Below are 25,227 nucleotides of genomic sequence, written 5' to 3' on the forward strand. Positions count from 1 at the left end.
GGCGCCGAACCGGTACTCCATGACGAGGTGCGTCGATGCGCAAAGCTGTGCTGGCAGCGATCCTGACCCTGACCTCCCTCACCCTCCCCGCGGCCGCCCAGGCCTCGGCCGCCCCGGCGGAGGTGGTGGTCAACGCGCGTGCGGCCCTGGCCACCGTGTCCGACACGGCGATCGGGACCAACCATGCGATCTGGGACAGCCAGCTGGGCTCGGACCAGACGGCCGACCTGCTCAAGGCGGCGGGGGTGAAGCTGCTGCGCTACCCCGGCGGCTCCTATTCGGACATCTACCACTGGGCCGATCACACCGCCCCCGGCGGCTACGTCGCGCCCGACACCGATTTCGACACCTTCATGCGCGGCGTGCGGCGCACGGGCGCCCAGCCGATGGTGACCGCCAACTACGGCACCGGCACCCCGGAGGAGGCCGCGGCCTGGGTACGGCATGCCAACGTCACCAAGGGCTACGGCGTCAAGCTGTGGGAGATCGGCAACGAGAACTACGGCAACGGCCACTACGGCGCCGCCTGGGAGGCCGACAACCACGCCGACAAGAGCCCCGCCGAGTACGCCCGCCACGTGGTCGCCTACGCCGACGCCATGAAGGCCGTCGATCCCACCATCAAGATCGGAGCCGTGCTGACCACCCCGGCCAACTGGCCCGACGGCGTGGTGGGCTCGGGCGACGCGGGCACCTGGAACCAGGTCGTGCTCTCCACCGCGGGAGCCAAGATCGACTTCGTCATCCTGCACTGGTACCCGGGCGCCCTGGACAAGGCCGGGCAGATCCCCGACCTGGTCCAGCTGACCCGCGAGCAGATCGCCAGGCACGCGGGGCCGGGATCCGAGCGCATCGGCATCGCGATGACCGAGTTCAACACCGGCTCCAGCAGCGCGGGCACCACCACCCAGCCCGGCGCGCTGGCCGCCGCGGACGCCTACGCCTCGCTGCTGGCCAACGGCGTCTTCACCGTCGACTGGTGGAACGTGCACAACGGCATCGGGCCGGTGACCGAGGTCGCCGGGCACACCGACTACGGCGACTTCGGGCTGCTGTCGAGCGCCGGATGCTCCGGCGACGTCTGCGAGCCCGCCTTCAACACCCCGTTCGCGCCCTACTACGCGCTGCAGATGGTCGGCCGGTTCGCCCGCGCCGGTGACCAGTTCGTCCGTGCCTCCAGCTCGGGGCCCGCCGCGCACACCGTACGGAGGAAGGACGGCTCGGTCGCGGTGATGCTGGTCAACGCCTCGTCCGAGCCGGTGCCGGTGACCATCGACTACTCCGGCTTCGACCCGGCCTCGGGCGCGCCCACGGTGCTGTCGCACACCAACGGCGCCACCTCCATCACCGAGAGCACCTCGGGCAGCGCCACCGCGCAGACCCTGCCGCCGCTGTCGCTCACCACGCTCGTCGTGCGCCCCGCCGCGGTCCCGTCCGGCCTGCCCGGCGCGCCCGGCCTGCCCGTCGCCTCCGCCGTGACCGACGGCGCCGCGACCCTCACCTGGCCCGCCGCCGCCCCCGGCGCCCGGCCGATCGCCAAGTACGAGGTGTACCGGCAGAACGGCGCGATCAGCGAGCAGTACGGCGAGACCACCGGTACCTCGCTGCGGGTGACGAACCTGCGTCCCGGCACCCGCTACACCTTCAACGTGCTCGCCCGCGACACCGGCGGCGGCCAGTCCTGGGGATCGGCGCCGGTGACCTTCACCACCGTCACGCCGGCGTCCAGCTCGTGCTCGGTGAAGCTGACCAACCAGAGCGACTGGGGCAGCGGCTACGTCGGCGCCCTGGAGATCACCAACACCGGGGCGGCGATGAACGGATGGAGCCTGGTGTTCGGCTGGCCGCGCACGTGGCAGAGCCTGGGCAGCGGATGGAGCGGCGTCTGGACCCAGACCGGGTCCGAGGTGAAGGTCGTCAACGAGCCGTCAGGCGGATCCTTGGCCACCGGCGCCTCGGTCACCGTCGGCTACGTGGGCAACTACAGCGGCCCCAACGTGCTGCCGTCCGTCTTCACCCTGAACGGCAGGGTCTGCACGACCCGTTAGCCGGATCGGGTAGATCACGAAACACAGGAAGGCCAGCGCCAGGACCACCAGCGGGACGCCGCCGAGCAGCAGGCGCACGCCGGTGACCACGCTCTCCGGCTGCTGGGCGGCACCCGCCCGGTAGCCGGAGGCCGACAACACCACGGCCAGCAGCACCGCCTGCAGCGAGGCCGACCAGCGCACGATGAAGCCGTTCATGCCCATGTACATGCCCTCGCGCCGCAGCCCGGTGCGCCGCTCGTCGTCGTCGATCACCTCGGCGAGCAGGATCTCCAGCAGCACCATCATGCCCGCGATGCCCGCGCCGACGGCGACGCCCGTCGCGACGGCCAGCGGCAGCGAGCCGACCATCAGGAACGGCGCCAGGCCCAGACCGTAGACCACGATCGCCGCCAGGACGGCCCTGCGCGGGCCGACCCTGGTGGTGACGCGGCTCCAGACGTAGACGAGCGGGATGGCCGTCACGAAGACCGCGCCGAGGATGAGCGTGTTGGCGCTGTCGGGCTGGCCGAGCGCGTACTTCGTGAAGAACGGAATCCCCGCCTGCAGCAGCGCGAACGTGACCTGGAGCAGGAAGCCGCCCGCCACGTAGGCGAGGAAGGCCCGGTTGGTCAGCGTGTAGCGCACCGCCTTCATGAAGCCGAAGTGCTCGCGGGCATCCTGGACCCGTTCCTTCGACCCGGTCAGCGACAACGCGAAGAACACCAGTGCCACGACGGCGAACGCCGCTCCCATCGCGGGCCAGCCGATCGCCGGATAGAGCATCGGCGCGGCCGCCACCCCGACGATCATGCCGATGATGCCGAAGAGCTGACGCCACGAGGCCGCCTTCGCCCGCTCGGCGATCGTCACGAACATCTCCGGGAACAATGCGACGTAGTTGAGCACGACTACCACGTGCAGCACGTCGTAGACGAGCACCACGACCAGGAAGTACCAGAACCGCGCCGTCGAGCCGTCCACCAGCGGCACCCAGATGAGGGCGAAGGTCGCCGCCAGCGGCGCCATCCCGACCGTGATGTACGGCACGCGCCTGCCCCACCGCGAGCGCGTCCTGTCGGACAGGTGCCCGACCAGCGGGTTCAGGACGGCGTTGAGCGCGCCGTGAACGACCATGGCCAGGCCGATCAGCGCCGGGTCCACGCCCAGATGATCGATGTAGTAGAAGGTGGCGAAGGTCGCGAACGCCTGCGTGAGGAGGTTGACGGCCAGGTTGCCGGAGCCGTACCTGATCAACGCGACCTCTGCACGTCACGCAGGTCACGCCAGCCGATCAGGGCGATCTCCTCGTCCGCCAGCGCCTGCTGCACCTCGGGATCGGTGAAGACCCGCAGCTCCATGGCGCGCTTCTCGTAGTCCGGCATGATGTGGCGCAGCTCGTCGGTGTCCTCGAAGGGGTGGACGTAGATCTCCGTGACACCCGGCTTCAGCGCGCGGATCAGCGCGATCATGTCGGCCTTGAAGCTCTCGTACGTCTCGCCCTCGCGCTTGTGGAAGGGCAGGGTCCAGAGCCGGTCCAGGATCACCACGCCCGCCGCGTCCGCCCGTGCCGCCGCAGCCTCGGCGAACGGCTCCAGCTCCGGCGGCAGGCCCATGCCGTCGAGGGTGCGCGGCAGGCGGAACGGCAGGCCGTACTCCGCGCACACCCCCAGCGCCTCGGTGAGGAAGTCACGGCCGGTGGCCAGGCCGTACAGGCTGCCCATGTGATTGTCGGCGTGCGAAGGGTCCAGGCCGAGGGCGACGGCGCGGTCGATCTGCGCCTTGATCTCGGCGCGGATCTCCTCCGGATCCGCCTGCTCCTCGACGGTCTTGGACTCGTGCGGGAAGTACCCCGCGGCGTCGCGCAGGCTCGCGCCGCCGGTGAGCGGGCTCCAGCGGTAGCCGTTCCACTCGCTGGTCAGCGTCAGGTGCACGCCCACGTCCCAGCCGTGACGGGCGGCCGTGGCGATCGCGTCCGGCGCCCACGGGCACGGCGTCATCACCGTGGCGGAACTGATCGCACCCGCCCTGAGCAGGGAGGTGATGCCGGTGTTGGCCGCGCGGCACATGCCGTAGTCGTCGGCGTTGATGATCAGCTGTCTGGTCACGGGGGCCTCTCAGGTGGTCGCTTCGGTGAAGACGCGCTCGCGGACGTGCTCGTGGGCCACCAGCGCGGCCCCCTGCAGGACGGCGTCGCCGGGCACGCCCGACCCGGTGACGCCGACGACCAGATCGGGAGCGTCGGCGGCCAGATGGCGGCGCACCGGCTCCAGCAGCACCTCGGTGCCCGGACCCCCGACGACGAACAGCTCCGGCTCGATCACCAGCGCGATCGCGCCGATCACGTGCGCCAGCCGCCGCGCGACCGCCCCGGCCACGGCCAGCGCGGACGCCTCCCCCGCCGCCGCGCGGGCGAACAGCTCGGCCGGACTGCCCTCGACGCCCAGCTCCCTGGCCACCTGGCCGATCTGCCGCGCACCCAGCACCTCGCCGCCCAGCGCGGTGGCCGGGTGCGGCAGGAAACCCACCTCTCCGGCGCCACCGGCGAAACCCCTGTGCAGGCGACCGCCGATCACCACCCCGGCGCCCAGACCGGTGCCGACCCTGAGGAGCACGAAGTCGTCGACCCCGCGACCGGCGCCCCTGCGCTGCTCGGCCACGGCCGCCAGGTTGACGTCGTTCTCGAGCAGGACCGGGTACGGCAGGAGCGTCTGGAGTTCGGCGCCCAGGTGGGCGGCGCCGGGCAGGCCGCGGGAGGCGCGGATGCTGCGGCCGTCGCGCGCGACCAGGGCGGGAACCCCGATCACCACCTGCCCGACCCGCACCCCGTCGACCGGGGCGGTCACCAGCTCGGCGTCTGGCGCGGTGACCAGCTCGGTGACCAGCTCGGTGGCTGGCTCGGTGACCAGCTCGGTGACCAGCTCGGTGACCAGCTCGGTGGCTGGCTCGGTGACCAGCTCGCTGACCACTTCGGCGACCACTTCGGCGACCACTTGGGCCACCCCTTGGGCCACCCCCGTCGTCGGGCGGCTCGCTCTCGCGACCTCCGCACCTGCCAGATCGACCAGCACCGCGGTGACCCGCTCCACCTCCACATCGACCCCGATGGCATAACCACCACCCGGATCCGTCCCGTAAAGGGTCGCCGCCGGCCCGCGCCGCTCGGTGTCGAGCCCCGCCTCGCGCACCACCCCACGCGCCAGCAACTCCTGCAGCGCCTGAGCCACGGTGGTCTTCGACAACCCCGTCTCCTGGACGAGCTCGGGACGTCCGGTGGGCCCCAGCGTGTCGACGGCCTCCAGCACGGCGCGCGCGTTGATCGACCACAACAGCGCCTGCGGGCCCGCCATCATCCCCCACTCAAGATCAGTAGGTCGGAAAGTTTCCTACTGCCGCATTCCTATCCCAACCTGGGCGAACCTGACAAGAGGCCTCACGCCACCCGCACCCTCCGAGGCGCCACCAGCGGCACCACCGCCAGCACCACCGCACCCGCCAGCACGAAGGCCCACCCGGGCGGCAGGCTGCCCATCGACGCCACCCCCAGCGCCGCGCCCACCTGCCGGGAGGCGTTCAACATGCCGCCCGCCTCCCCCGCCCTGGCAGCCGGCACCGCAGACGTGACCGCCGCCACCAGCGGAGGAAACGTGAACGCGATCCCCACCCCCACGACGAACAACCCGACCGCCGGCAGCACCGAAGCCCTCTCCCCCGCCGCCGCCAGGACCGCCGCGCCCACCACCAGCAACGGCACCCCGATCACCATCGCCCTCCGCACCCGGGTCGTGAAGAGCGGCAACACCATGATCGGCACGGTCAGCGGCAGAAACGCCACCCCCGTCTCCACAGGCGTGAGCATCCGCGCCTCCTGCAACACCAGCGCACCCACGAAGAGCAGCCCCGCGAACAGGAACTGCACCGCCCCGCCCACCACGAACCACCGCACCAGCCCCGCCTCACCCAAGATCGAGAAGGCCGTCCGCTGCGAACCCGCCAGCCAGGCCAGCACCACCACACCCACCCCCAGCGCGATCACCGACCGGCCGGTGATCGCCTCCGCCAGGCAGGCCACCAGCACCGCCGCCCCCACCTGCGGCACCCAGCGCACCCTCACCGGCGAAGCGGGCAACCTCACCCCTCGCACGAGCCACCACGTCACCAGCCCGATCGGCACGTTGACCAGGAACGTGGCCCGCCACCCGGCCAGCTCGACCAGCCCGCCGCCGAGCAACGGCCCCGCGGCGACCGACACCCCGGCCGTCATCGCCCACACCCCCAGCATCCTGACCCGCTCCGGCCCGGCCGGGATCAGCCGCGAGATGATCGCCAGGGACGCGGGCACCATCACCGCGCCCGCCAGTCCCAGCACCGCCCGGCTGACGACGAGCACCTCCAGCGAAGGCGCCGCGGCGCACAGCCCCGACACCGCCGCGAAGGCCGCCGTGCCGTACCGGAAGACCCTCCCCGGCCCGAACCGGTCGGCCACCGCCCCGCCGCCGATCAGCGCCGCGGCGAACGCGACCGTGTACCCGTTGACCACCCACCCGAGCGCCGCCGTCCCGCTCCCGAAATCACGCCTGAGATCAGGAAGCGCCACCCCCAGGATCGTCGTGTCGAGGAGCACCATGAAGTAGCCGAGCGAAATCCCGAAAAACCGTAGCCTCATGGCCGCAAACCCTGCCGACCAGCACCGGCCCTCCTCCACAGCCACCGCCGAACGACCCGTTCGGATCAACCGAATACCCTGGTCACCATGGACTTGCGGCACCTGCCCACCTTCCTGGCGGTCGCCCGCGCGGGCACCGTCGGCCAGGCCGCCCTGGCACTCGACCTCGCCCCCTCCTCCGTCTCAGAACAGCTCAAGGCGCTGGAACGAGCGATCGGCGCCGACCTGTTCGTCCGCACCCCCACCGGCATGCGCCTCACCCCGGCCGGCGACCGCCTCAGGCACCTGGCCCCGTCCCTCCTGGACCACGTCGACCGGGTCCGCACCGAGGTGGCCGGCACCGGTGCCCGGCTCACCATCGGCACCCTCGAAACCCTGGCCGCCACCCACGTCCCGGCCCTGCTCGCCGCGCTCGAATCGAGGCGCCCCGACCTGCGCCTCACCGTCAAGCTGCTCAACCGCCCCCAGCTCCTGGCCGGTGTCGCCGACGGCGCCCTCGACGCCGCCCTCCTGCTCGACCACGGCGACGAGCTCGGCTCCCTCGGATTCGCCCCCGTCCCCGCCGGCCTCACCCACGCCGACGTCGACGAGATCCCCATCGTCCTCGCCGCCTCCCCCAGCCACCCCCTCGCCGACCACGCCACCGTCGGCCCCGCCGACGTCCTCGCCCACAACCTGCTCGTCAGCGAGGGCCAGTGCTCCTACCGCCTGCTCGCCGACCGCATCACCCTCGGCCAGGGCACCCGCACCGAGGTCGGCTCCATCGCGGTCTCCAAGGCGTGGGCGGCCAACGGCATGGGCATGGCGCTGCTGCCTCGGTTCGCCGTCGAGGAGGGCCTGTCCCAGGGCACCCTGGTCGCGCTCCCCCTGCACCCGGCGCCCCCGTCGCTGCGGCTGCGCCTGGTCTGGCGCACCACCCGCGACGACGACCTCGACCTCAGAGCGGTGCTGTACGCGGCCTGCTGAAACTCGATCATCGTGCCGTGATCGAAGAGCCGCGCGCCTCGTCAGCCCGCGGAGGGCGACCTGTGGAGGCCGCCGATGGGCGGGCTGGAGGGCTGGGCGTGCGTCCGACACCGCTCCGGGCGGCATCGGACGCACGACCGGTCAGCGAGTGATCTTCACGTCGTCCACGCCCGCCTCGACCAGGCTGGCCCCGGAGGCGTCGGCCGCCTCGATGAGGATCGTGACCGTCTGGCCGGCGAAGGACGAGAGGTTCGCGCTGGCCGTGGCCCAGGCCCCGTCGCGGTCGGACGCGGCGCCGAGCTGCTGGAAGACGGTCGTGCCGTTGACCTTCACGCGGAAGAAGTCCGTGCTGGAGGCGTTGGAGCCGTGCGCCAGGTACCACGACAACGACAGGGTGAGCGTGGCCCCGGACGGCAGGCTGATCGGCGGTGACTGCACGGAGGTGACGCCACCGTCGATGTCGTGGTCGCCCGCGGCCGCCCCGGCCAGGCGGCCCGTCACCAGGTCGTTGACGCCGCTGACCGTGGTGCCGAGCTGCTTGGCGCCGCTGGAGGTGGTGGCCGCGGGGTCGCCGCGCTCCCACTGCCCGGTGGTGGCGGTGTCGGTGCCGGACGGGTTGACGGTCCAGCCGGTGGCCGCCTCGAAGTCGTCGGACCAGACGGTCACCGGCGGGGTGGCGGTGCTGATCGTCCAGACGGCGTGGGCGATGGCGTCGGCGTTGCGGTCAAGGGCGGTGTCGTTGATGTTGGAGGTCGTGTCGCAGGCGCGATGGTAGCAGACGTCGAAGGCCTGCCCCGCCGTGCCACCCCAGAGCTGCGCCTGGGCGCTCGACTTGATGCCCTCGGCACCGGTGAACGTGCCGCCGGCGGCGATGCCGCGGGAGATGAACGGGCCGTAGTCGGAGCGGCCGTCGAAGTCGGTGCCTCGCGTGGGCACGCCGATCGACGTGAAGTAGCTCTGCAGGACCTGCTCCAGCTGGGCCGAACCGGCCGGGCCCGGTCCGGCGCCGACGCCGTCGGAGTTGTCGCCGTCGTAGAGGAAGTAGCCGGCGTTCGGAGAGCCGACCATGTCGAAGTTCAGGTACGCCTTGATCTTGGCTCGCTCGGTGGCGGCCAGGTTGGTGACGTAGTGCTGGGAGCCGCGCAGGCCCAGCTCCTCCGCTCCCCACCAGGCGAAGCGCAGGTGCTTCGTCGGCTGCAGCGCCTGGCGCGACACCTCGAGGGCCGTCTCCAGGATCGCCGCGCTGCCCGAACCGTTGTCGTTGATGCCCGGTCCGGCCGTCACGCTGTCGAGGTGGGCGCCGACCATGAGGATGTCGTCGGGATTGCCTCCCGGCCAGTCGGCGAGCACGTTGTAGCCGGTCAGGCCGTTGTAGGTGAAGGACTGCAGGACCGTCTGGAAGCCGGCGGCGTCCAGCTGGGCCTTCACGTAGTTGGCCGAGGCCAGGTAGCCGGGACGGCCGTGGGCCCGGTTGCCGCCGTTGCTGGTGGCGATCGTCTGGAACTGCGTCAGATGGGCCTTGACGTTGGCCAGCGAGATGTTGGGTGGAGCGAGCCGTACGGCTGACGCGGGCGCGGCATGGACGAGGGGTGCGACCAGGGATAAGGCCGCTAGTGCTGCGAGGAGCCTGGCTTTCATGGACCATCCTCCGGGGGTGCGCCGACAGGACACTGAGCGGACGGTAAGCCGCCGACGCCCCGTTGGGTAGGGCCCCTATGGCAATCAGCAGAGATGAGACCTTCCTGCCGGTCACCGGCGGCGTTCGCCGATCTTCTCGGCCGCCTCGACGGCCACCGCCGCGACCAGCTCGCCGCTGCCCCTCGCCACGGGGCTGACGAGCGTCTCGTAGCTGGTCGGCGCGTCGCGGGAGGGGAGTGCCGTGGAAGACGATCGCGGGCGGTCGTACCGCCTCCAGGCGGTCGCCCCACACGGTAGGAGGTGCCCACGAAACGGTGTGAAACCATCGCGAGGGCGCCGTGAAACCGGACCCTCCCAACCTGGGGTCATGACTATCACAGCGCTCGACCGTCCCGGCGGGCCCTCGCCCGCCGGGACCGACCTGGCCGTCATGGCCGACGGGCTGGTCAAGACCTTCGGCGAGCAACGCGCCGTCGACGGCGTCGACCTGGCCGTACGGCCCGGCGAGATCTTCGGCGTGCTCGGCCCCAACGGCGCGGGCAAGACCACGATGCTGCGCATGCTGGCCACCCTGCTGAAGATCGACGGCGGACACGCGGAGATCTTCGGCGTGGACGTCGCCAGGGAACCCCACGTGATCAGGCAGCTGGTCGGCGTCACCGGTCAGTACGCCTCGGTCGACGAGATCCTCACCGCCCGCGAGAACCTCTGGCTCTTCGGCCGGCTTCAGGGCATCGCGAGCAAGCGCGCCCGGCGGATCGCCGAGGACCTGCTCGCCCAGTTCGGCCTGCAGGACGCGGCCGACAAGCCGATCGCGCACTTCTCCGGCGGCATGCGGCGGCGCCTCGACCTGGCCGCCAGCCTGATCACCAGACCCCCGCTGATCTTCCTCGACGAGCCGACCACCGGTCTCGACCCGCGTACGCGCGGCCAGATGTGGGAGACGATCCGCGGCCTGGTCGCCGACGGCTGCACCGTGCTGCTGACCACGCAGTATCTCGACGAGGCCGACCAGCTCGCCGACCGCATCGCGGTCATCGACCACGGCCGCAAGGTCGCCGAGGGCACGCCCGACGAGCTGAAGACCGCCGTCGGCGACTCGACCCTGCAACTGCTGCTCTCCGACCCGGACTCGGTGCCCGCCGCCGCGGCGGTCGTGCGCAGGATCCTCGGCTCCGACCCGGTGCTCAGCCCCGAGCTGGGCCGCCTGAACGTCGCGCTGGAGCAGGCCGACCTGGCCGCCGACGTGCTGATCGCGCTGCGCGACTCCGGGGTGTCGATCGCCTCGATGAACGTGGCCAAGCCCAGTCTGGACGAGGTCTTCCTGGCTCTGACCGGCCACGGGACCGAGGAGGAGGAGAACCGATGACCACCACCCTCGCACCCGCCACCCGCGGGCGGGACCGCGCCGCGACCGCGCGGCGGACCGTCTCGACGAGCGAGACCGTGAGCCAGACGATGACGATGGCGTGGCGGTCGTTGAAGAACATGCGCAGGCAGCCCGAGCAGTTCTTCGACGTGGTCCTCCAGCCGTTGATCTTCACCGCGATGTTCGCCTACATCTTCGGCGGCGCCGTGTCGGGCAGCGTCGAGGACTACCTGCCGTTGATGATCCCCGGCATCGTCGCCCAGACCGTGCTGACCACCTGCATGGTCACGGGCACGAAGTTGCGCGAGGACATGGAGAAGGGTGTCTTCGACCGGTTCAAGTCGTTGCCGATGGCCAGGATCGCCCCGCTGGCCGGTCCGATGGTCGCCGACCTGTCGCGCTACACCATCGCCTCGGTGCTGACGTTCGCCACGGGCATCCTGATGGGCTACCGGCCCGGCGGCGGCTTCACCGGGGTGACCGCCGCCATCCTGCTGTCGATCTTCACCGGCTGGGCGCTGGCGTGGATCTTCACGTGGATCGGCACGATCGCCAGGAGCGCGCAGGCGGTGCAGGGCATCTCGATGCTGATCCTGTTCCCGCTGACGTTCCTGTCGAATGCCTTCGTGCCGGTCGACACCCTTCCCAGCTGGCTGGCCGCGTTCGTCCGGGTGAACCCGGTCTCGCACCTGGTCACCGCCGCCCGCGACCTGGCCAACCACGGCACGGTCAGCTCGGCCGTCTTCTGGACACTCCTGGCCGGGGTGATCGTCATCGCGATCTTCGCCCCGCTGTCGGTGTCGAGCTACAAGCGCAGGCACGTCTGACGGAGCCGGGCGACCAGGGCGCGCGCCTCGTCGAGCAGGTCGGGGCCCCGCCGCTCGCCGTACTCCTCGAAGACGGCGGCGAGCGCGCCCGGCGCCACCCGCTCGGCGTGCGACTCGGCCCGCTCGAAGGTCAGGCTCGGCATGCTGCGGTTGTAGCCGAACCGCTCGGCCAGCGCCAGCGACCTGATCGCGTCGTCGGTCGTCATGCCGCCGCGCAGCAGCCCCCAGGCGCCGAAGGCGAACACCATCGTGCCCGACACCGGGTAGTCGATGAACGAGATGCCCTTGTTCAGCACCGCGTCCATCCTGGCGACCCCCGCCCGCAGCAGCTCCTGGCCGTACGGCAGGTCGGCGGGGGTGCCGTGGTAGGCGAAGGCGACCAAGGCGAGCGCCTCGGCCATCACCAGCCACGGCTCGAACCCCGTCTGGGGCACGGACGGCAACCGCAGGTCGCGTGCGCGTTGCACGCCCACGCGATACTCCCGCAGGGCCCCCGCCGTGTCTCCGCGCGCGAGGGCGACCTCCGCCACGCACAGCGGGACGACGGCCAGGGCGCCGAGCACCGGATCGTCCTCGTTGATCCCGCTGATCCGCTTGAGCTCGGCCTCGGCGGCCTCGAGATCGTCGTCGCCCAGCGCGGCCATCAGCAGTACGGCACGCAGCTGGGTCTCGTCGTCGGTGGCGCCCAGCCTGGCCAGCACGGGCAGCGCGGCCCGCGCGTGTCCCACGGCCCGCTCCGTGTCGCCGAGCTGCATCGTCAGGTGCGCCAGCGTGGTGTGCATGAGCGCCGCCTGCCAGGGCCCGTCGGCCTCCACGTCCACCAGCGCCAGCGCCTGCTCGGCGGCCTCGACGGCGGCCCTGCGGTCGCCCGCGTTCTCCAGGATGTGAGCGCGGGTCTGCGCGGCCATGTGCGCCAGGTGATGGTCGGGGTCGTGGCTGAGCTCTTCGAGCCTGCGCAGCCCGGCCGAGGCGTCGGCGGGGTCGAAGGCGAGCATCACCGTGCCGATGGCGGCGGCGCGGGGGTTGGTGGTGTCGCGGATCGGCAGGCTGCGCAGCAACTCGCGCAGCGGCCTGTCGCCGTCGTCAGCGATGATCATCGTATTCATCAGCGTGATCACCACGGCGATCCTGGTGGCCTCCTCGAGCTCGGGCGGCGGCCGCCACCCGTCGAGCACCCGCACGACGGCGTCCCTGAGCACCAGGACACGCGGGTGGTCGCCCCGCATGGACCACAGCCCTCCGAGCCCGGCCAGCAGTTGCACCGCCGTCGGGATGTCGGGCTCGCTCAGGGTCTGGCGCAGCAACTCGGAGAGGTTGCCCTCCTCGGCGCGCAACGCGTCGGCCGCCTCGAACTGCCCGGGGCCGGTCAGCCTGTCGGCCTGGCCGATGGCGTACCCGACGGCCCAGGCGCGGTAGGCGGCCTTGGCCCTCTCCTGCTCTCCGGCCTGCGCCAGCCGCATCCGGCCGAACTCCCTGACCGTCTCCAGCATCCGGTAGCGCACGCCCGCGTCGCCCTCCCCGACGGTCAGCAGCGACTGGTCGGCCAGCGCCCGCACCGACCGCAGCGCGTCGGGCCCCAGCAGACCCTCGGCCGCCTCCAGCGTGAAGCCGTCGCCGAACTGCGACAACCAGTGCAGGGCGCGGCGTTCTTGCTCGTCGAGCAGGTTCCACGACCAGTCGATCACCGCCAGCAGGGTCCTGTGCCGGTCGGGGGCGCTGCGGTCGCCGCCGTCGAGCAGGACGAACCGGTTGGCCAGCCGCCTGCCGATCTCCTCGACCGACATCACCCGGACCTTGGCCGCGGCCAGCTCGATCGCCAGCGGCAACCCGTCGAGCCGGGTGACGACCTCCAGCACGGTGGCGTCGTCGAGGCGCGCGTCGGGGCGGGCGGCCCTGGCCCGCTGGCGGAACAGCTCCACGGCGTCGCCGGCGCCGAGCTCCCCGAGCGGGTAGACCTGCTCGGCGGCGATCGACAGCGGAGCACGCGAGGTGGTCAGCACGCGCAGGTCGCGGGTGGCCGCCACCAGGAAGGCGACCAGGTCGGCCACAGCGCCGACCACGTGCTCGCAGTTGTCGAGGATCAGCAGCGCGGGCGCCTGGCCGAGCTGCTGGGCGATCATGGAGCGCAGGTCGGTGCGCCGGCTCGGAGCCAGGGCACGCCGGGCGCCGACCGAGTCGCGCACGCCGAGCGCGGAACCGACCTCGCTCACGACGTCTTCGGGCGAGCCGACGCTGACGAGCTCCACGAAGTGCACGATCGGCTGCTCGGCGACCCTGCCGACGACGTGCGCGAGCCGCGTCTTGCCCAGCCCGCCGGCTCCGAGGATGGAGACCACCCGGCTGCCGGCCAGCAGGGCGCGCACCGCGCGCAGGTCGTCGTCCCTGCCGAGCAGCGACGAGCCGTCGAACAGGACACCCTCACGGACCGGATGGTCGGCCGCCAGCAGCTCCGCGTGCACACGGGCGAGCTCGGGCCCGGGGTCGGCGCCGAGGTGTTCGGCCAGGTCGGCGCGGTGGCGGTCGTACCGTTCGAGTGCCGCGGCCGCGCCGCGCACCGCCGCCTCGCTGCGCAGCAGGCCGGCGATCAGCTCCTGGTCGTACGGCTGGGCGGCGGCGGCCTCCTCCAGCAGCGGCAACGCCTCCTCGTGGGCGCCGCCCCTGCTGCGGGCCAGGGCCAGCACCCGGCGCGAGTCGGTCAGGTGCCCGGCGGCACGGCAACGCAGATCCTCCAGCGCTCCCGTGGAACCTTCCACGCCCGCGCCCGCCAGGCCGAGCGCTTCGCGGGCCCGTTCCGTCGCGGCGGTGACGTCGCCCTCGGCCAGCGATTCGCGCGCTCTGCCCGCCAGCACCGCCACGAGCAGCGCGTCGACGTCGGCGTCGGCCAGGCCCAGCCGGTATCCGTGCGGGGTGCGCACCACGGCCTCGGCCGAGGTCGCCGACCGCACCCGGGAGACGACGACCTGCAGCGCCTTGGTGGGGTTGGCCGGGGGCTCGTCGCCCCACAGCTCCTCGACCAGGCGCTCGTCGCTCACGCCCGCTCTGCCGTACAGCACCAGGACGGCCAGGAGCGTGCGGGCACGGTCGCCGACGACGCGCGTGCCCTTCCAGGCGACGCCGTCGAGCAAGGTCAGCACCGGTGCCATGTCCCCAGCTTACGGAGACGCGCGGGGCCGTGGATCTCCCACCCAAATTGACCTGATGATCCCCGCATGGCACGTTTTGTCATTGTGGTGTCGGCACCCCGCGAGCGAGGCCCTCTTTCATGACCTTCCCCCTCTCCCGGCGATCAGCCCTGCTGGGGGCCGCGGCCGTCACCGGCCTCGCCCTGGCGGGCAGGCCCGCCGAAGCCGGCACGAGCGCCTTCAGTACGGCACGGCGCCGCTGGGTGGAGATGATGCTGGCCGACCCCGCCCGACTGGAAGGCTCGGCCGGCGCGGTCCTGCGCAAGCTCGACCCCGACCCACGCCGCCCCAGCCTGTGGGACGACCTGCCGATGGGCCACCCCTCCAACGGCAACTTCAACCGTTCCTACAACCGCATGCGCGCCCTCGCCCTGGGCTGGGCGACCCCCGGCACCCGCATGCACCACGACCGCGACGTCGCCAGGACCGCGATCAAGGCCCTGGACTTCCTGCACCGGCACGCCTACAACGAGCACCTCGACCGGCGCGGCAGCAACTGGTACTGGTGGGAGATCGGCGTGCCCCGCGCGCTGACCGACACCTGCGCCCTGCTCTACGAGGCCATCCCCGACGACCGGCTCGAACGCTGGCTGCGCCCCCTGCACCGCTGGTGCCCCGACGCCGACCACCGCGCCGGCACCTCGGTTCCCGAGACCGGCGCGAACCGGGCGGGCAAGGCCATGGCCGTCGCCGTGCACGGCGTGCTCACCCACGACTCCCGGCTGATCAAGCGGGCCAGGTCCGCGATCTCCGACAAGCGCGGCGGCGGGCGCTGGAGCCTGCTGCGGCTGACCAGAGGTCCCGGCGACGGCTTCTACCGCGACGGATCCTTCATCCAGCACGACCTGTTCCCCTACACCGGCAGCTACGGCGTCGACTACCTCGACGGCATCGCCAGGCTCGTCACCCTGCTGTCGGGCTCGCCGTGGGCGATCACCGACCCCGACCTCGACAACGTCTTCGACATCGTGGAGCGCTCCTTCGTCCCTGTCGTCTTCGACGGCCTGATGATGGACGGCCTGCGCGGGCGCCAGATCAGCGTCCAGGGCCACCGCGACGTCACCTCGGGGCAGAAGGCCATGGAGGCCATACTCAACCTGCTGCCAGCCGCACCCGACAAGCACGCAGAACGCTGGCGCCCCCTGGTCAAGGGCTGGCTCACCCGCAACCCCGCCCTCACCACGCCGCCCCAGGCGCGGGCGCTCATGGCCGACCCCACGATCGCACCGGGCGAGCGCACGGTCGGAACGTACGTCTTCGCCGACATGGACCGGGTCGTGCACCGGCGGCCCACCTGGGCGTACACGATCTCCATGTCGTCGTCGCGCATCGCCGCCGTCGAGGGCATGAACCGGGAGAACCTGCACGGCTGGTACACCGCCGACGGCATGACCTACCTCTACACCGAGGACCTCACCCACTGGAACGACGAGCTGTGGCCGACCATCGACCCCTACCGGCTGCCCGGTACGACCGTCGACCGGCGCAAACGTGCCAACGTGCCGCACGGCGCCCGCTACCGGCCGCCCACCCGCTGGGCCGGCGGCGCCGCCCTCGGCAACCTCGGCGTCGCGGCCATGCAGCTCGACGCCGAGAACTCCTCGCTGCGCGCCAAGAAGGCCTGGTTCCTGCTCGACGACGCCGTGATCGCCCTGGGCGCGGGCATCACCGCCTCCGACGGCCGCCGCGTCGAGACCGTGGTCGAGAACCGCAACACCGGACGCGCGCACCCCGATCTGTCACGCGGCGACTCGTGGATCCACCTGCCGGACGTGGCCGGATACGTCACGCTCGGCGACGCCAGGATGAAGGTCGTCAGGGACAGGCGCACCGGCCGCTGGCGCGACATCGACCGAGGCGCCACCACCGGCGGCGACGGCGAGCGCCACACCCGGCACTACACCACCATCGTGCTCGACCACGGCGTCGACCCCGGGCGCGAGCGATACGCCTACGCCGTCCTGCCCGGAGCCACCTCCGAGTCCACCGCCGCCTTCGCCGCCGAGCCGTACGTCGAGGTGCTCGCCAACGGTTCGCGCGTGCAGGCCGTACGGTCGGGCGACGTGCTGGCCGCCGCCTTCTGGCGGGCGGGCTCCGTCGACGGCGTCGAAGTCGACGGGCCCTGCGCGGTGCTCATCAGCAGGACGGGCTCCGAACTTCGGGTCGCCGTCTCCGACCCGACACGCACCCGCGACAAGATCCGCGTCCGGCTGGCCTGGCCCGTGCGCTCGCTCGAACGCGGCAGCCGCTCGGTCAGGCTACGCAAACGCACGCTCACCGTGGAGGTCGGCGGCAGCAGGGGCCGCACCCACACCGCGACGCTCACCCTGCCGTCGGAGCCCCCGCCGATCCACGTCTACCCGGACCTGAAGCTGCTCACCTGAACAGCGGGCATGACCACCTGATCGACGATGTCCTCGATGTCCCTTCCTGAGAGCTCGAGTCCCTGGATCAGGTAGGTGTAGATGATCAGTGCGGGTCCCGACGCGGCCACGAACGGCGTCACCGCGCCCGGCCGCACCTCGCCCCTGTCGACGCCCCGCTGGATGGTGTCGGCGACCGCCTGCGCGCGCGGCCGCACGATCCGCTCACGCGCCGCCTTCTGCAGGCCGGGGGCGTACGGCAACGCGCCGAGCAGGCCGGCGATGGCGCGGCCCGCCGGGGAGTTGAGGGTGTCGAGCATGCGCCCGAAGCCGACGACCAGGTCCTCCCTGACGCTCCCCGTGTCGGGGTACTCCTCCGGCTGGGTCATCCTGCGGTCGACCGTGTCGATCACGAGCTCCTCGATGGAGCTCCACCGGCGGTAGAGCGAGGCCTTGGCGGTCCTGGCCCTGGCCGCCACGCCCTCCATGGTCAGGCGGCCGTAGCCGGCCTGCAGCAGCTCGTCGATCACCGCGTCGTGGATCGCGTCCTCGAGTAGCCGCCCTCGCCGGCGCTGCTGGCCCACTGTCACAACCCAGAATCTAGCAAAGAGACGCTTGCGTCCCCTAACTTAGAGACTTACGGTGATTTAAGAGACGGAACCGTTTCTTAAGGAGAGCCCATCATGGATCTCGAAAGCCAGCTCTTCCAGCCCGACCCCTACCCGGCCTACGCCAGGCTGCGCGACCAGGCGCCCGCCGTCCGCGTCGACGGCGCGGGCGGCGACATCTGGGTCATCACCCGCTACGAGGAGGCTCGCGCCGCCCTCACCGACCCCCGCCTGGCCAAGGACCCCACGCTCGCCCCGCGCTGGATGCAGGAGATCGGCCTCTTCGACGGCGACGAGGGCCCCGCCGGGCGCACCATGCTCGTCAGCGACCCGCCCGACCACACCCGGCTGCGCAAACTCGTCGCCAGAGCCTTCACCCACCGTCGCATCGAGAACCTCCGCCCTCGCGTCCAGCGGATCGCCGACGACCTGCTCGACACCCTCCCCCGCGAAACCGACCTGGTCGCCGCCTTCGCCTTCCCGCTGCCGATCACCGTGATCTGCGAGCTCCTCGGCGTCCCGCTCGACGACCGCGCCGACTTCCAGCGGTGGACCCGCGAGCTGCTCACCCCGCCCTACACCCCGCCCGGGGCCGAGACCCGACGCCGTGGCGCCGCCGCGATGGAGCACTACATCACCGCCCTCATCGAGCGCCTCCGCGAACGGCTCGACCCCGGCCTGGCCGCCGACGAGCAACCCGACCTCCTCAGCGCCCTGATCAACGGCGGCGGCCTGAACGAGCGCGAACTGCTCGGCATGGCCCAGCTCCTGCTCGTCGCCGGACACGAGACGACCGTCAACCTCATCGCCAACGCCGTGTTCGCCCTGCTGCGCCACCCCGGGCAGTACGCCCTCCTGCGCGAGCGCCCCGAGCTCATCCCCTCGGCCGTCGAGGAACTCCTGCGCTACGACGGCCCCGTGGAGCGTGCCACCCCGCGCTTCGCCCTCGAAGACGTCACGATCGGCGACACCACCATCCCCAAGGGCAGCGCCGTCCAGGTGGGGCTCGGCTCCGCCGCCCGCGACCCCCGCCGCTTCCCCGACGCCGACCGTCTCGACATCACCAGAAGCGACAACCCGCACCTCGCCTTCGGCCACGGCATCCACCACTGCCTCGGCGCACCCCTCGCCCGGCTGGAAGCCCAGGTCGCCCTCGCCACCCTGCTCCGCCGGTTCCCCTCCATCACCCTCGCGTGCGCCCCCGAGGACCTGTCATGGCGGGCCGGCGGCCCCTCGATCATCCGAGGCCTGGAGGCCCTCCCCATCCGCACCTGACAGACCACCACGAACCCGGGTAACCCGCCGACCTGCTGAAACGAACCCGCCCGGACTGCCATCCTGAGCCGGTCATGGCGGAGTATGCAGCGGCCCTCGAAGCCTTCAAACGCGCGACGGCCCTCGCCGCCGACCACCACACCGCGCTCGACGCGGCCGCCCGCCTCATGGCCACCTGCACCTGGGTCGGCGGCGGCGCCACCGCCTTCACCACCGCCCTCGCCGGCAGCCGCACCCGCCTGCAGACCGCCCTGTCGTCGGCGCTCCAGTCGCTCGCCACCCAGGTCGTACGGCAAGGCGGCCCGCCACCCGGCATCCCCCGGGTCACCACCACCCCCGTCACCCTCAGCCCCGCACCCAGCGCCTTCCAGGGCATCGACCCCCAGGCCATGACCGCCCTCGCGTCCACCCTCGACCAGGCCGCCCACACCCTCGCCGCCGCGGGCGCCCGCCTGGCCACCGAACTGTCCACCCACGGCCTGCCCTCCCAGCCAGGCCACACCGTCGGCCAGATCGCCGGCTGGGCAGCCGCCCAGAGCACCGACCTACGCCGGCGCCTGGCCCTCATCCAGCGCACCGTCCCCTCTGGCGCGCTACCGGCGGGCATCACCGCCCACCACCTGTTCGGCGCCCACGCCCCCGACCCCCACGAGACGGGCGCCCTGCTCGCCCGCCTCGCCGCAGGTGACACGGCGGCACTGGCACGGCTGCTGGAGCTGCAGGAACAGGGCCGAGACGCGGACCTCGCGGCCCGGGTCAACGCGTGGTGGCGCGGCCTCACGGACAGGGTCAAGGAGGCCCTGGTGGGCGTAGGCGGGTTCGGGCTCCTCAACGGGGTGCCGTCGAGCGTGCGAGACACGGCCAACCGGCGGTGGCTGGGCAGCGAGAAGGCTCGGCTGCGGGCCGAACTGGACGAGGCCACAACCGCGTTCGGGCATCCGCTCGACCTCGGAGGGTGGGAACGGATCGCCAACCAGCTGCGGAGGATCGAATACATCGAACGCGAACTTCGCCCCGTCCCCGGCTACCCGGATCCACTGCTGCTCGCCTTCGATCTGACCGGGCAAGGCAGGCTCGTCGTCTCCTGGGGCGACCCCGACACCGCCGACATCACCGTCACCAGCGTCTCAGGGCTCACCTCCGGCCTGGATGTCGCCCACGGCGATCTCGGACGTGCTCGCGCCCTCTGGCGCCAGGCCGACGCCACCGGCGGCGGCAGGTCAGTCGCCTCGATCACCTGGCTCGGATACGACGCGCCCCAGCTCGATCCCGGGCTCCTCGACGCCCGCAAATCGGTCGCCTTCCAGGCGTCCGCCGCTGCCGGCGGCGCCTCGCTTGCCGCGTTCACCGACGGGCTGCGAGCCTCCCACGAGCCCACCAGCACAGGGCGCACGGTGGTGATCGGCCACAGCTACGGCTCGCTCACCAGCGGCCGCGCCGCGACCCTGCGGCCGGGACGGTTCGCCGACGAGCTCATCATCGTGGGCAGCCCGGGCGTGGGTGTCTCCCACGCGGCGGAGCTCGGGGTGAATCCCCGGCACGTGTGGGTCGGCGAGGCGGGCGGGGATCCGGTGGCGGCGCTGGGGCGATTCGGGACGGACCCGGGGCACTCGTCGTTCGGAGGGCAACGGTTCCCTGTGGGCCGCGACGTGTGGACTTCGGCGCACAGCAGTTACTGGAACCCGCAGTCACCCTCCCTCATCAACATGGGCCACCTCATCAACGGCGGCTATCACCGGCTCGTTCGTCCGGAACCGCTCAATGACCAGCCTCAACTCCTCCTGCCCGCACTGGCCCCGGAAAGCTGAAACGTGCGCCCCATTCTCGTGCTGTTCGCCCTCCTCCTGACCGGATGCACCATGACTCAGCCCGCCATAAACCGAGCGCAGGCTCTGACCCGCGTAGAAGAGCTCATCCACGACACCACGCGGGCGCTCACGCCAAGGCCGCGACTCGAGGCCCTGCCGTCGTTCAACGCGCCAACCGGCTGCCTCGATGACGACGAACACCGGGTCGTGATCAGCCGCGCCTACTGGCTCCGCGACGTTCCCGCAACGGAGAACATGGCTGTCTCACGCCAGATCCGTGCCCACTGGGAGAGCCGAGGACATCGGATCACCGCCTCAGGAGGCCCCGGTCTCAATGCGGAGACCCGCACCGACGGATTCCTCCTGGCCCTCGTCTGGTCCGAAGGTGACGCGCTCTACCTGGGCGTCTCATCCCCCTGCATCACGCCGAGCTGACGACCCCCGCCCCCTCGCACCCCAACCGCGCCAGCTCGTCCGCCCGTTCATTCCCCGGATCTCCGTTGTGCCCCTTCACCCACAACCACTCCACCCGATGCCTCCCCGCCGCCTCCTCCAGCCTCTGCCAGAGGTCGGCGTTCTTGACCGGCTCCCGCCCCGCCGTCTTCCACCCGTTGCGTTTCCATCCGGCGATCCACGACGTGATCCCGCTCCTCACGTACGTGCTGTCCGTATACAGCCGCACCTCGCAGGGCCGTGTGAGCGCCTCCAGTGCCTGGATGGCCGCCATCAGCTCCATGCGGTTGTTCGTCGTGGCGGGTTCGCCGCCCTTCAGTTCCCGCTGGTGCCCGCCGTACTGCAGCAGGCATCCCCACCCGCCGGGCCCTGGGTTGCCTCGGCAGGCGCCGTCGGTGTAGATCACGACCACGTCCGTCACCTCACCCAGCCTAGGTGCGTTCCGCACCGCGGCCCGAAGTTGTGGGTAATTGTGCGTGTACGCACCGCCCAAGGGGCGAGACAATCCGCGCATGGCTGTGGCATGGGGCCCGGTGCGCGGGCGTGTGGTCTTCGACAGCACCTGGCAGCAGGGGGTGCGCGAGCAGCAGTCCACCGGCTTCTCGTGGACGGGGACGCGGTCGTTGCTGGTGACCGACTGGCCTGCGGTGTACGTGCATGACAGTGGCGGGATGGGGCTGGGGCGGGCGCCGGCGGTGGTGGCGCTCGATCCGGCGCGTGATCCTGAGGCGTCGATCGAGCTGGCCGACAACAGCACCAGGCTGGTGGCCGATCTGCGGTTGCCGCAGGGGCGGTCGATCAGGATGAGTTCCGGGGTGCTGCCTCCTGCGGCGCTGGCGACGTTGACGGGGCTGCGCGGGCGGTTGTTGCCGGACGCGGCGGCGGCCGACTTCGTGAGTCCGTGCGCGGTGTCGATCACGCCGCAGTTCGAGTCGCCGGAGGGGGTGGAGGCGGAGATCACGGCGTACGTGGTGCTGGCGGGCGGGCGGCTGATGGTGCGCGCTCGCGGTGAGGTGCTGGTGGAGTGGCCGGTGAACCGGGCGGCTCTGAGCGCGTACGGTCCCGCTTCTGTGCGGCTTCGCGGCGGCGCGCTTCTGGGCGGGCGCTTCCTGACGGGGGCGACGGTGCATCTGGCGACGGTCCAGGTGCGGCAGGCGTTCATGGCGGCGGCGTCGGCGCTGAACGAGGGGTCGGCCACGGTGGCGGTGCCGATGCGCCGGCCCTCCTCCACCGCTGGGTCGGCCGGGTTGTCGGCGCAGGTCACGATCAGGGGGCCGGTCCCGGGCAGGCCGGCGGCGAAGGCCGACTGCGTCCTCACCGACGACTCGCTGGAGTTCCAGGCCACCGACACCCAGCGGGTGGTCGCCGCGTTCGCGCTGGACGATCCGCAGTTGCGCGTCGCCGGTTCGGCCGAGCGGTTCGTGGTGTTCACGCCGGCGCACGGCCCGCTGGCGGTCACGTGCGACTCGGGCACGTTCGGGCGGCGCCTGCACGAGAACACGAAGTTGCGCGAGGCCGCCGAGCGCACGCTGTCGTCGGGCATCCTGCCGGCCGAGCTGGCCGACGGCAGCCCGGTCGCGATCGCGTTCGCCGGGGACGGCATGCGTGTGAAGGGCCCTGACGTCAACGTCAGGATCGCCTACGACACGATCCGCGGCGTGGAAGGCGATCTGGCGGGGGCGCGTCCGGCGCTGCGGGTGTCGGCCGAACGCGGCGAGCACGTGATCGTCGCCCAGCCCGAGCTGGTCCAGGCGGCCCACATCGAGATCAAGGCGTGGAGCTACGCGAGCGCGACGCCCCGGCAGATCCCCGACCTCCTGCGTGCCGCGGTCGGCCTGGAGGAGGACTACCTGCTCTACACGATCTTCGGCCCCTTCTACGAGCTGCACGCCGCCCTGCTCGGCCAGGCCGAGGAGCTGCTCCCCGCGGAGTCGCCCGAGGAGCGTGCGCGTGTCGCGGCCGGGCTGCAGATCGGGCTCGGCGAGCTGCAGCGTCACCTCGACCAGGTCGCCTTCGTGCTGCCCGCGTTCCTGCGTCACCGCGACGCGCTGCTGATCAGGGCGGCCGGCGGCGGTGAGCCGGCCTGGCTGAAACAGGGCGAGGCGGCGATGCGCGCGGCGCTGGCGCCGACGCAGCGGATCGCGGCGGAGACGGCGCAGCTCGCCGCGCAGGTCTCCCGCCTCGTCGACCTCGACCCCGATGCCCTGCCCAAGGTGAGTTACGCCGGAGCCGCCGTCTCGCTCGGCGCGGCGGCGCTGATCAACCCGGTCTTCGCCGTTTCCGGCCTGTCGCAGGCCTACTCGGCGCGCACCCAGGGCGAGAAGCGCAAGGCTCACGTGACGGCCCAGTCGGAGCGCGGCTGGGCGACGGTCCTGGAGCGGTGGAACGCGCTGATCGCCTCCACCCTGCCGGTCCTCTCCTACGTGATCACCGAGAACGTCTTCGCCCTGCGCTGGGCGGCGGCGCGGCGCATCAGCACCGAGGTCGCCTCGGCGAAGGAGCCGGACGCCGCCCTGCGAGCGGTGGCGCGCCGCCTGGCCACGCTCGACGTGATGCGCAAGTACCCCGCCAGCCCCGCCGTACGGCTGCGCCGGGGCGAGATCGCCGACCAGCTGCGCGCCCGCCGTGACTCCCTGTCCACCCCGCGCTTCACGGGCTTCTGAGAGGACCCATCATGTTCAGCAGCCAGTTCGACAAGGCCCGCCGCTACGCCGAGGCGTATGCCGGGCCGTCGGGCGAGACCCGGTTCTGGACCCCGGCGAAGGTGGCCGCGGCGGGGATCGCCGGGGCGGCCGCGGCCGGGCTCGTCGCCGCCGGGCTGGCGGACGACCCGTTCGCCGACGACCCGTTCGCCGAGGGTCCTGTCGCCGAGGGCCAGGTGGCGGACGGCGCGGGGCCGCCGGCCGCCGACGACGGGGGCGCGTGGTCGGTGCACTCCGACTGGACCGACGCCTCCGTGGGCGGCGACGGCGAGGGCTTCATGTACTTCTCCGACGGCGACGTCAGCTTCACCGTCGACGGCTGACCCACGAGTCGCGATAGGCCTGCGGGCTGGTCCCCACGATCCTCTTGAACTGGTCGCGGAAGGCCGTGGGCGAGCCGAACCCCACCTGGACCGCGATGCGCTCGACCGGTTCGTCCCCCGACTCCAGGAGGTGTTGTGCCCGCCGTACGCGTGCCCGGTTGAGCCACTTGAGCGGCGTGGTACCGGTCTGCTCGCGGAAGCGGCGGTTGAGCGTGCGCGTGCTCATGCCCGCCCTGGCGGCGATCTCGGCCAGCGTCAGCGGCCGGTCCAGGTGGTCGCCGATCCATCGCAGCACCGGTTCCATGAGCGAGCCGCGCGGCGCGGGCGGCTGGTCGTGCACGATGAACTGCGTCTGGCCGCCCTCGCGTTCGAGCGGCATGACCGACAGCCGGGCGGCGTCGGCGGCGACGGCGGCGCCGTGGTCGCGGCGGATGAGGTGCAGGCACAGGTCGAGCCCGGCGGCGGCGCCCGCCGAGGTGAGGAACTGGCCGGCGTCGACGTAGAGCACGCCGGGGTCCACGGTGATCTCGGGGTGCAGCTCGGCGAGGGTGTGCGCGGCGAGCCAGTGGGTGGTCGCGCGGCGGCCGTCGAGCAGCCCGGTGGCGGCGAGCGTGAACGCGCCGGAGCAGATGGAGGCGATCCTGGCGCCGCGTGCCGCGGCCTCGCGCAGCGCCGCGATCACCTCGTCGGGCACCGGCGTCAGCGGGTCGGCCCGGCCGGGCAGGATGATCGTCCCGGCCGCGGCCAGCGCCTCCAGCCCCCACGGGGCCCGCATCACGAACCCGCCCGCCTCGACCTCCGGCTCGGGCGCGCAGACCCTGACCTCGTACGGCACGCGCCCGCCCGGCAGCCTGGTGCGCGCGAAGACCTCCAGCGGGGTGGCCAGGTCGAAGGCGACGACCTCGGGCAGGGCCAGGACAGCCACGGTGTGCATGACCGCCACCCTAGAAGCGCTGGCGAGAATCCGTGGACACCCGGCAATCCTGCCACTGCCGTACCCGCGTGCCCGTCACTAGCGTG

At 72.2% G+C, this 25,227-nt stretch carries 19 protein-coding genes; 10 read left to right on the top strand and 9 right to left on the bottom strand.

The genetic code is table 11. The annotated features are described in order from the left end of the window. Positions 1–35 precede the first annotated feature (35 nt). The gene (locus HNR30_RS25320) at positions 36–2,048 is read left to right on the top strand and encodes a cellulose binding domain-containing protein (RefSeq protein WP_181612518.1); all 2,013 of its coding nucleotides are present in this window, start codon (positions 36–38) and stop codon (positions 2,046–2,048) included. Here HNR30_RS25320 and HNR30_RS25325 read toward each other — a convergent pair. From HNR30_RS25325 to HNR30_RS25340, 4 genes are all read right to left on the bottom strand, one after another. Beyond that, positions 1,929–3,284, bottom strand: a complete 1,356-nt coding sequence (locus HNR30_RS25325) for an MFS transporter (protein WP_181612519.1) — start codon at positions 3,282–3,284, stop codon at positions 1,929–1,931. The genes HNR30_RS25320 and HNR30_RS25325 overlap by 120 nt on opposite strands. Continuing rightward, positions 3,281–4,135, bottom strand: coding sequence for a polysaccharide deacetylase family protein (locus HNR30_RS25330; protein WP_220133980.1), 855 nt, complete (start codon positions 4,133–4,135; stop codon positions 3,281–3,283). Before HNR30_RS25330 ends, HNR30_RS25325 begins: the two co-directional genes overlap by 4 nt. A 9-nt stretch (positions 4,136–4,144) precedes the next feature. Next, a complete protein-coding gene (locus tag HNR30_RS25335) occupies positions 4,145–5,377 on the bottom strand; it encodes an ROK family transcriptional regulator (RefSeq protein WP_220133981.1) in 1,233 nt (410 codons plus the stop codon). Between the two features lie 83 nt (positions 5,378–5,460). Further along, positions 5,461–6,693, bottom strand: a complete 1,233-nt coding sequence (locus HNR30_RS25340; protein ID WP_181612521.1) for an MFS transporter — start codon at positions 6,691–6,693, stop codon at positions 5,461–5,463. Between the two features lie 87 nt (positions 6,694–6,780). Between HNR30_RS25340 and HNR30_RS25345 the strand changes: the two genes are divergently transcribed. Next, positions 6,781–7,659 carry a LysR family transcriptional regulator gene (locus tag HNR30_RS25345; protein ID WP_181612522.1) on the top strand — a complete coding sequence of 293 codons (879 nt, stop codon included), beginning with the start codon at positions 6,781–6,783 and terminating at the stop codon, positions 7,657–7,659. 141 nt (positions 7,660–7,800) lie between these two features. On the opposite strand, the gene HNR30_RS49445 is transcribed toward HNR30_RS25345, so the two are convergent. After that, positions 7,801–9,297 carry a M28 family peptidase gene (locus tag HNR30_RS49445; RefSeq protein ID WP_181612523.1) on the bottom strand — a complete coding sequence of 499 codons (1,497 nt, stop codon included), beginning with the start codon at positions 9,295–9,297 and terminating at the stop codon, positions 7,801–7,803. A gap of 367 nt (positions 9,298–9,664) precedes the next feature. On the opposite strand from HNR30_RS49445, the gene HNR30_RS25355 reads away from it, so the two are divergent. Both HNR30_RS25355 and HNR30_RS25360 read left to right on the top strand, forming a co-directional pair. Next, positions 9,665–10,666 carry an ATP-binding cassette domain-containing protein gene (locus HNR30_RS25355; RefSeq protein WP_181612524.1) on the top strand — a complete coding sequence of 334 codons (1,002 nt, stop codon included), beginning with the start codon at positions 9,665–9,667 and terminating at the stop codon, positions 10,664–10,666. Further along, entirely contained in the window at positions 10,663–11,493 is an 831-nt protein-coding gene (locus HNR30_RS25360) for an ABC transporter permease (RefSeq protein WP_181612525.1), read from the top strand. The genes HNR30_RS25355 and HNR30_RS25360 overlap by 4 nt, the downstream gene beginning before the upstream one ends. Here the strand turns inward: HNR30_RS25360 and HNR30_RS25365 are convergent. Continuing rightward, positions 11,472–14,636: an AfsR/SARP family transcriptional regulator gene (locus HNR30_RS25365; RefSeq protein WP_181612526.1), complete on the bottom strand. Its 3,165-nt coding sequence runs from the start codon at positions 14,634–14,636 to the stop codon at positions 11,472–11,474. The two genes, HNR30_RS25360 and HNR30_RS25365, sit on opposite strands and share 22 nt — an antisense overlap. A gap of 119 nt (positions 14,637–14,755) precedes the next feature. On the opposite strand from HNR30_RS25365, the gene HNR30_RS25370 reads away from it, so the two are divergent. Then, entirely contained in the window at positions 14,756–17,059 is a 2,304-nt protein-coding gene (locus tag HNR30_RS25370) for a polysaccharide lyase 8 family protein (protein WP_181612527.1), read from the top strand. Here HNR30_RS25370 and HNR30_RS49450 read toward each other — a convergent pair. Continuing rightward, positions 17,032–17,628 carry a TetR/AcrR family transcriptional regulator gene (locus HNR30_RS49450; RefSeq protein ID WP_181612528.1) on the bottom strand — a complete coding sequence of 199 codons (597 nt, stop codon included), beginning with the start codon at positions 17,626–17,628 and terminating at the stop codon, positions 17,032–17,034. The genes HNR30_RS25370 and HNR30_RS49450 overlap by 28 nt on opposite strands. A 93-nt stretch (positions 17,629–17,721) precedes the next feature. Here HNR30_RS49450 and HNR30_RS25380 point away from each other — a divergent pair, with 93 nt between their 5' ends. From HNR30_RS25380 to HNR30_RS25390, 3 genes are all read left to right on the top strand, one after another. Next, positions 17,722–18,921, top strand: a complete 1,200-nt coding sequence (locus HNR30_RS25380; protein ID WP_181612529.1) for a cytochrome P450 family protein — start codon at positions 17,722–17,724, stop codon at positions 18,919–18,921. A gap of 74 nt (positions 18,922–18,995) precedes the next feature. Beyond that, entirely contained in the window at positions 18,996–20,729 is a 1,734-nt protein-coding gene (locus HNR30_RS25385) for an alpha/beta hydrolase (protein WP_181612530.1), read from the top strand. A 3-nt stretch (positions 20,730–20,732) separates the two neighbouring features. Beyond that, complete coding sequence (locus HNR30_RS25390) at positions 20,733–21,164, top strand: hypothetical protein (RefSeq protein ID WP_220133982.1); 432 nt, start codon at positions 20,733–20,735, stop codon at positions 21,162–21,164. Here the strand turns inward: HNR30_RS25390 and rnhA are convergent. Further along, entirely contained in the window at positions 21,151–21,612 is a 462-nt protein-coding gene (rnhA, locus tag HNR30_RS25395; protein WP_246379357.1) for a ribonuclease HI, read from the bottom strand. The genes HNR30_RS25390 and rnhA overlap by 14 nt on opposite strands. A gap of 82 nt (positions 21,613–21,694) precedes the next feature. Between rnhA and HNR30_RS25400 the strand changes: the two genes are divergently transcribed. Both HNR30_RS25400 and HNR30_RS25405 read left to right on the top strand, forming a co-directional pair. After that, on the top strand, positions 21,695–23,845 hold the full coding sequence (locus tag HNR30_RS25400; RefSeq protein ID WP_181612533.1) for a hypothetical protein: 2,151 nt from the start codon (positions 21,695–21,697) through the stop codon (positions 23,843–23,845). An 11-nt stretch (positions 23,846–23,856) separates the two neighbouring features. Continuing rightward, positions 23,857–24,207: a hypothetical protein gene (locus HNR30_RS25405; RefSeq protein ID WP_181612534.1), complete on the top strand. Its 351-nt coding sequence runs from the start codon at positions 23,857–23,859 to the stop codon at positions 24,205–24,207. On the opposite strand, the gene HNR30_RS25410 is transcribed toward HNR30_RS25405, so the two are convergent. Further along, entirely contained in the window at positions 24,191–25,141 is a 951-nt protein-coding gene (locus HNR30_RS25410) for a GlxA family transcriptional regulator (protein WP_181612535.1), read from the bottom strand. The two genes, HNR30_RS25405 and HNR30_RS25410, sit on opposite strands and share 17 nt — an antisense overlap. Positions 25,142–25,227 lie beyond the last annotated feature (86 nt).

Source organism: Nonomuraea soli, from assembly GCF_013761175.1.
GTDB classification, from domain to species: Bacteria; Actinomycetota; Actinomycetes; order Streptosporangiales; family Streptosporangiaceae; genus Nonomuraea; species Nonomuraea soli.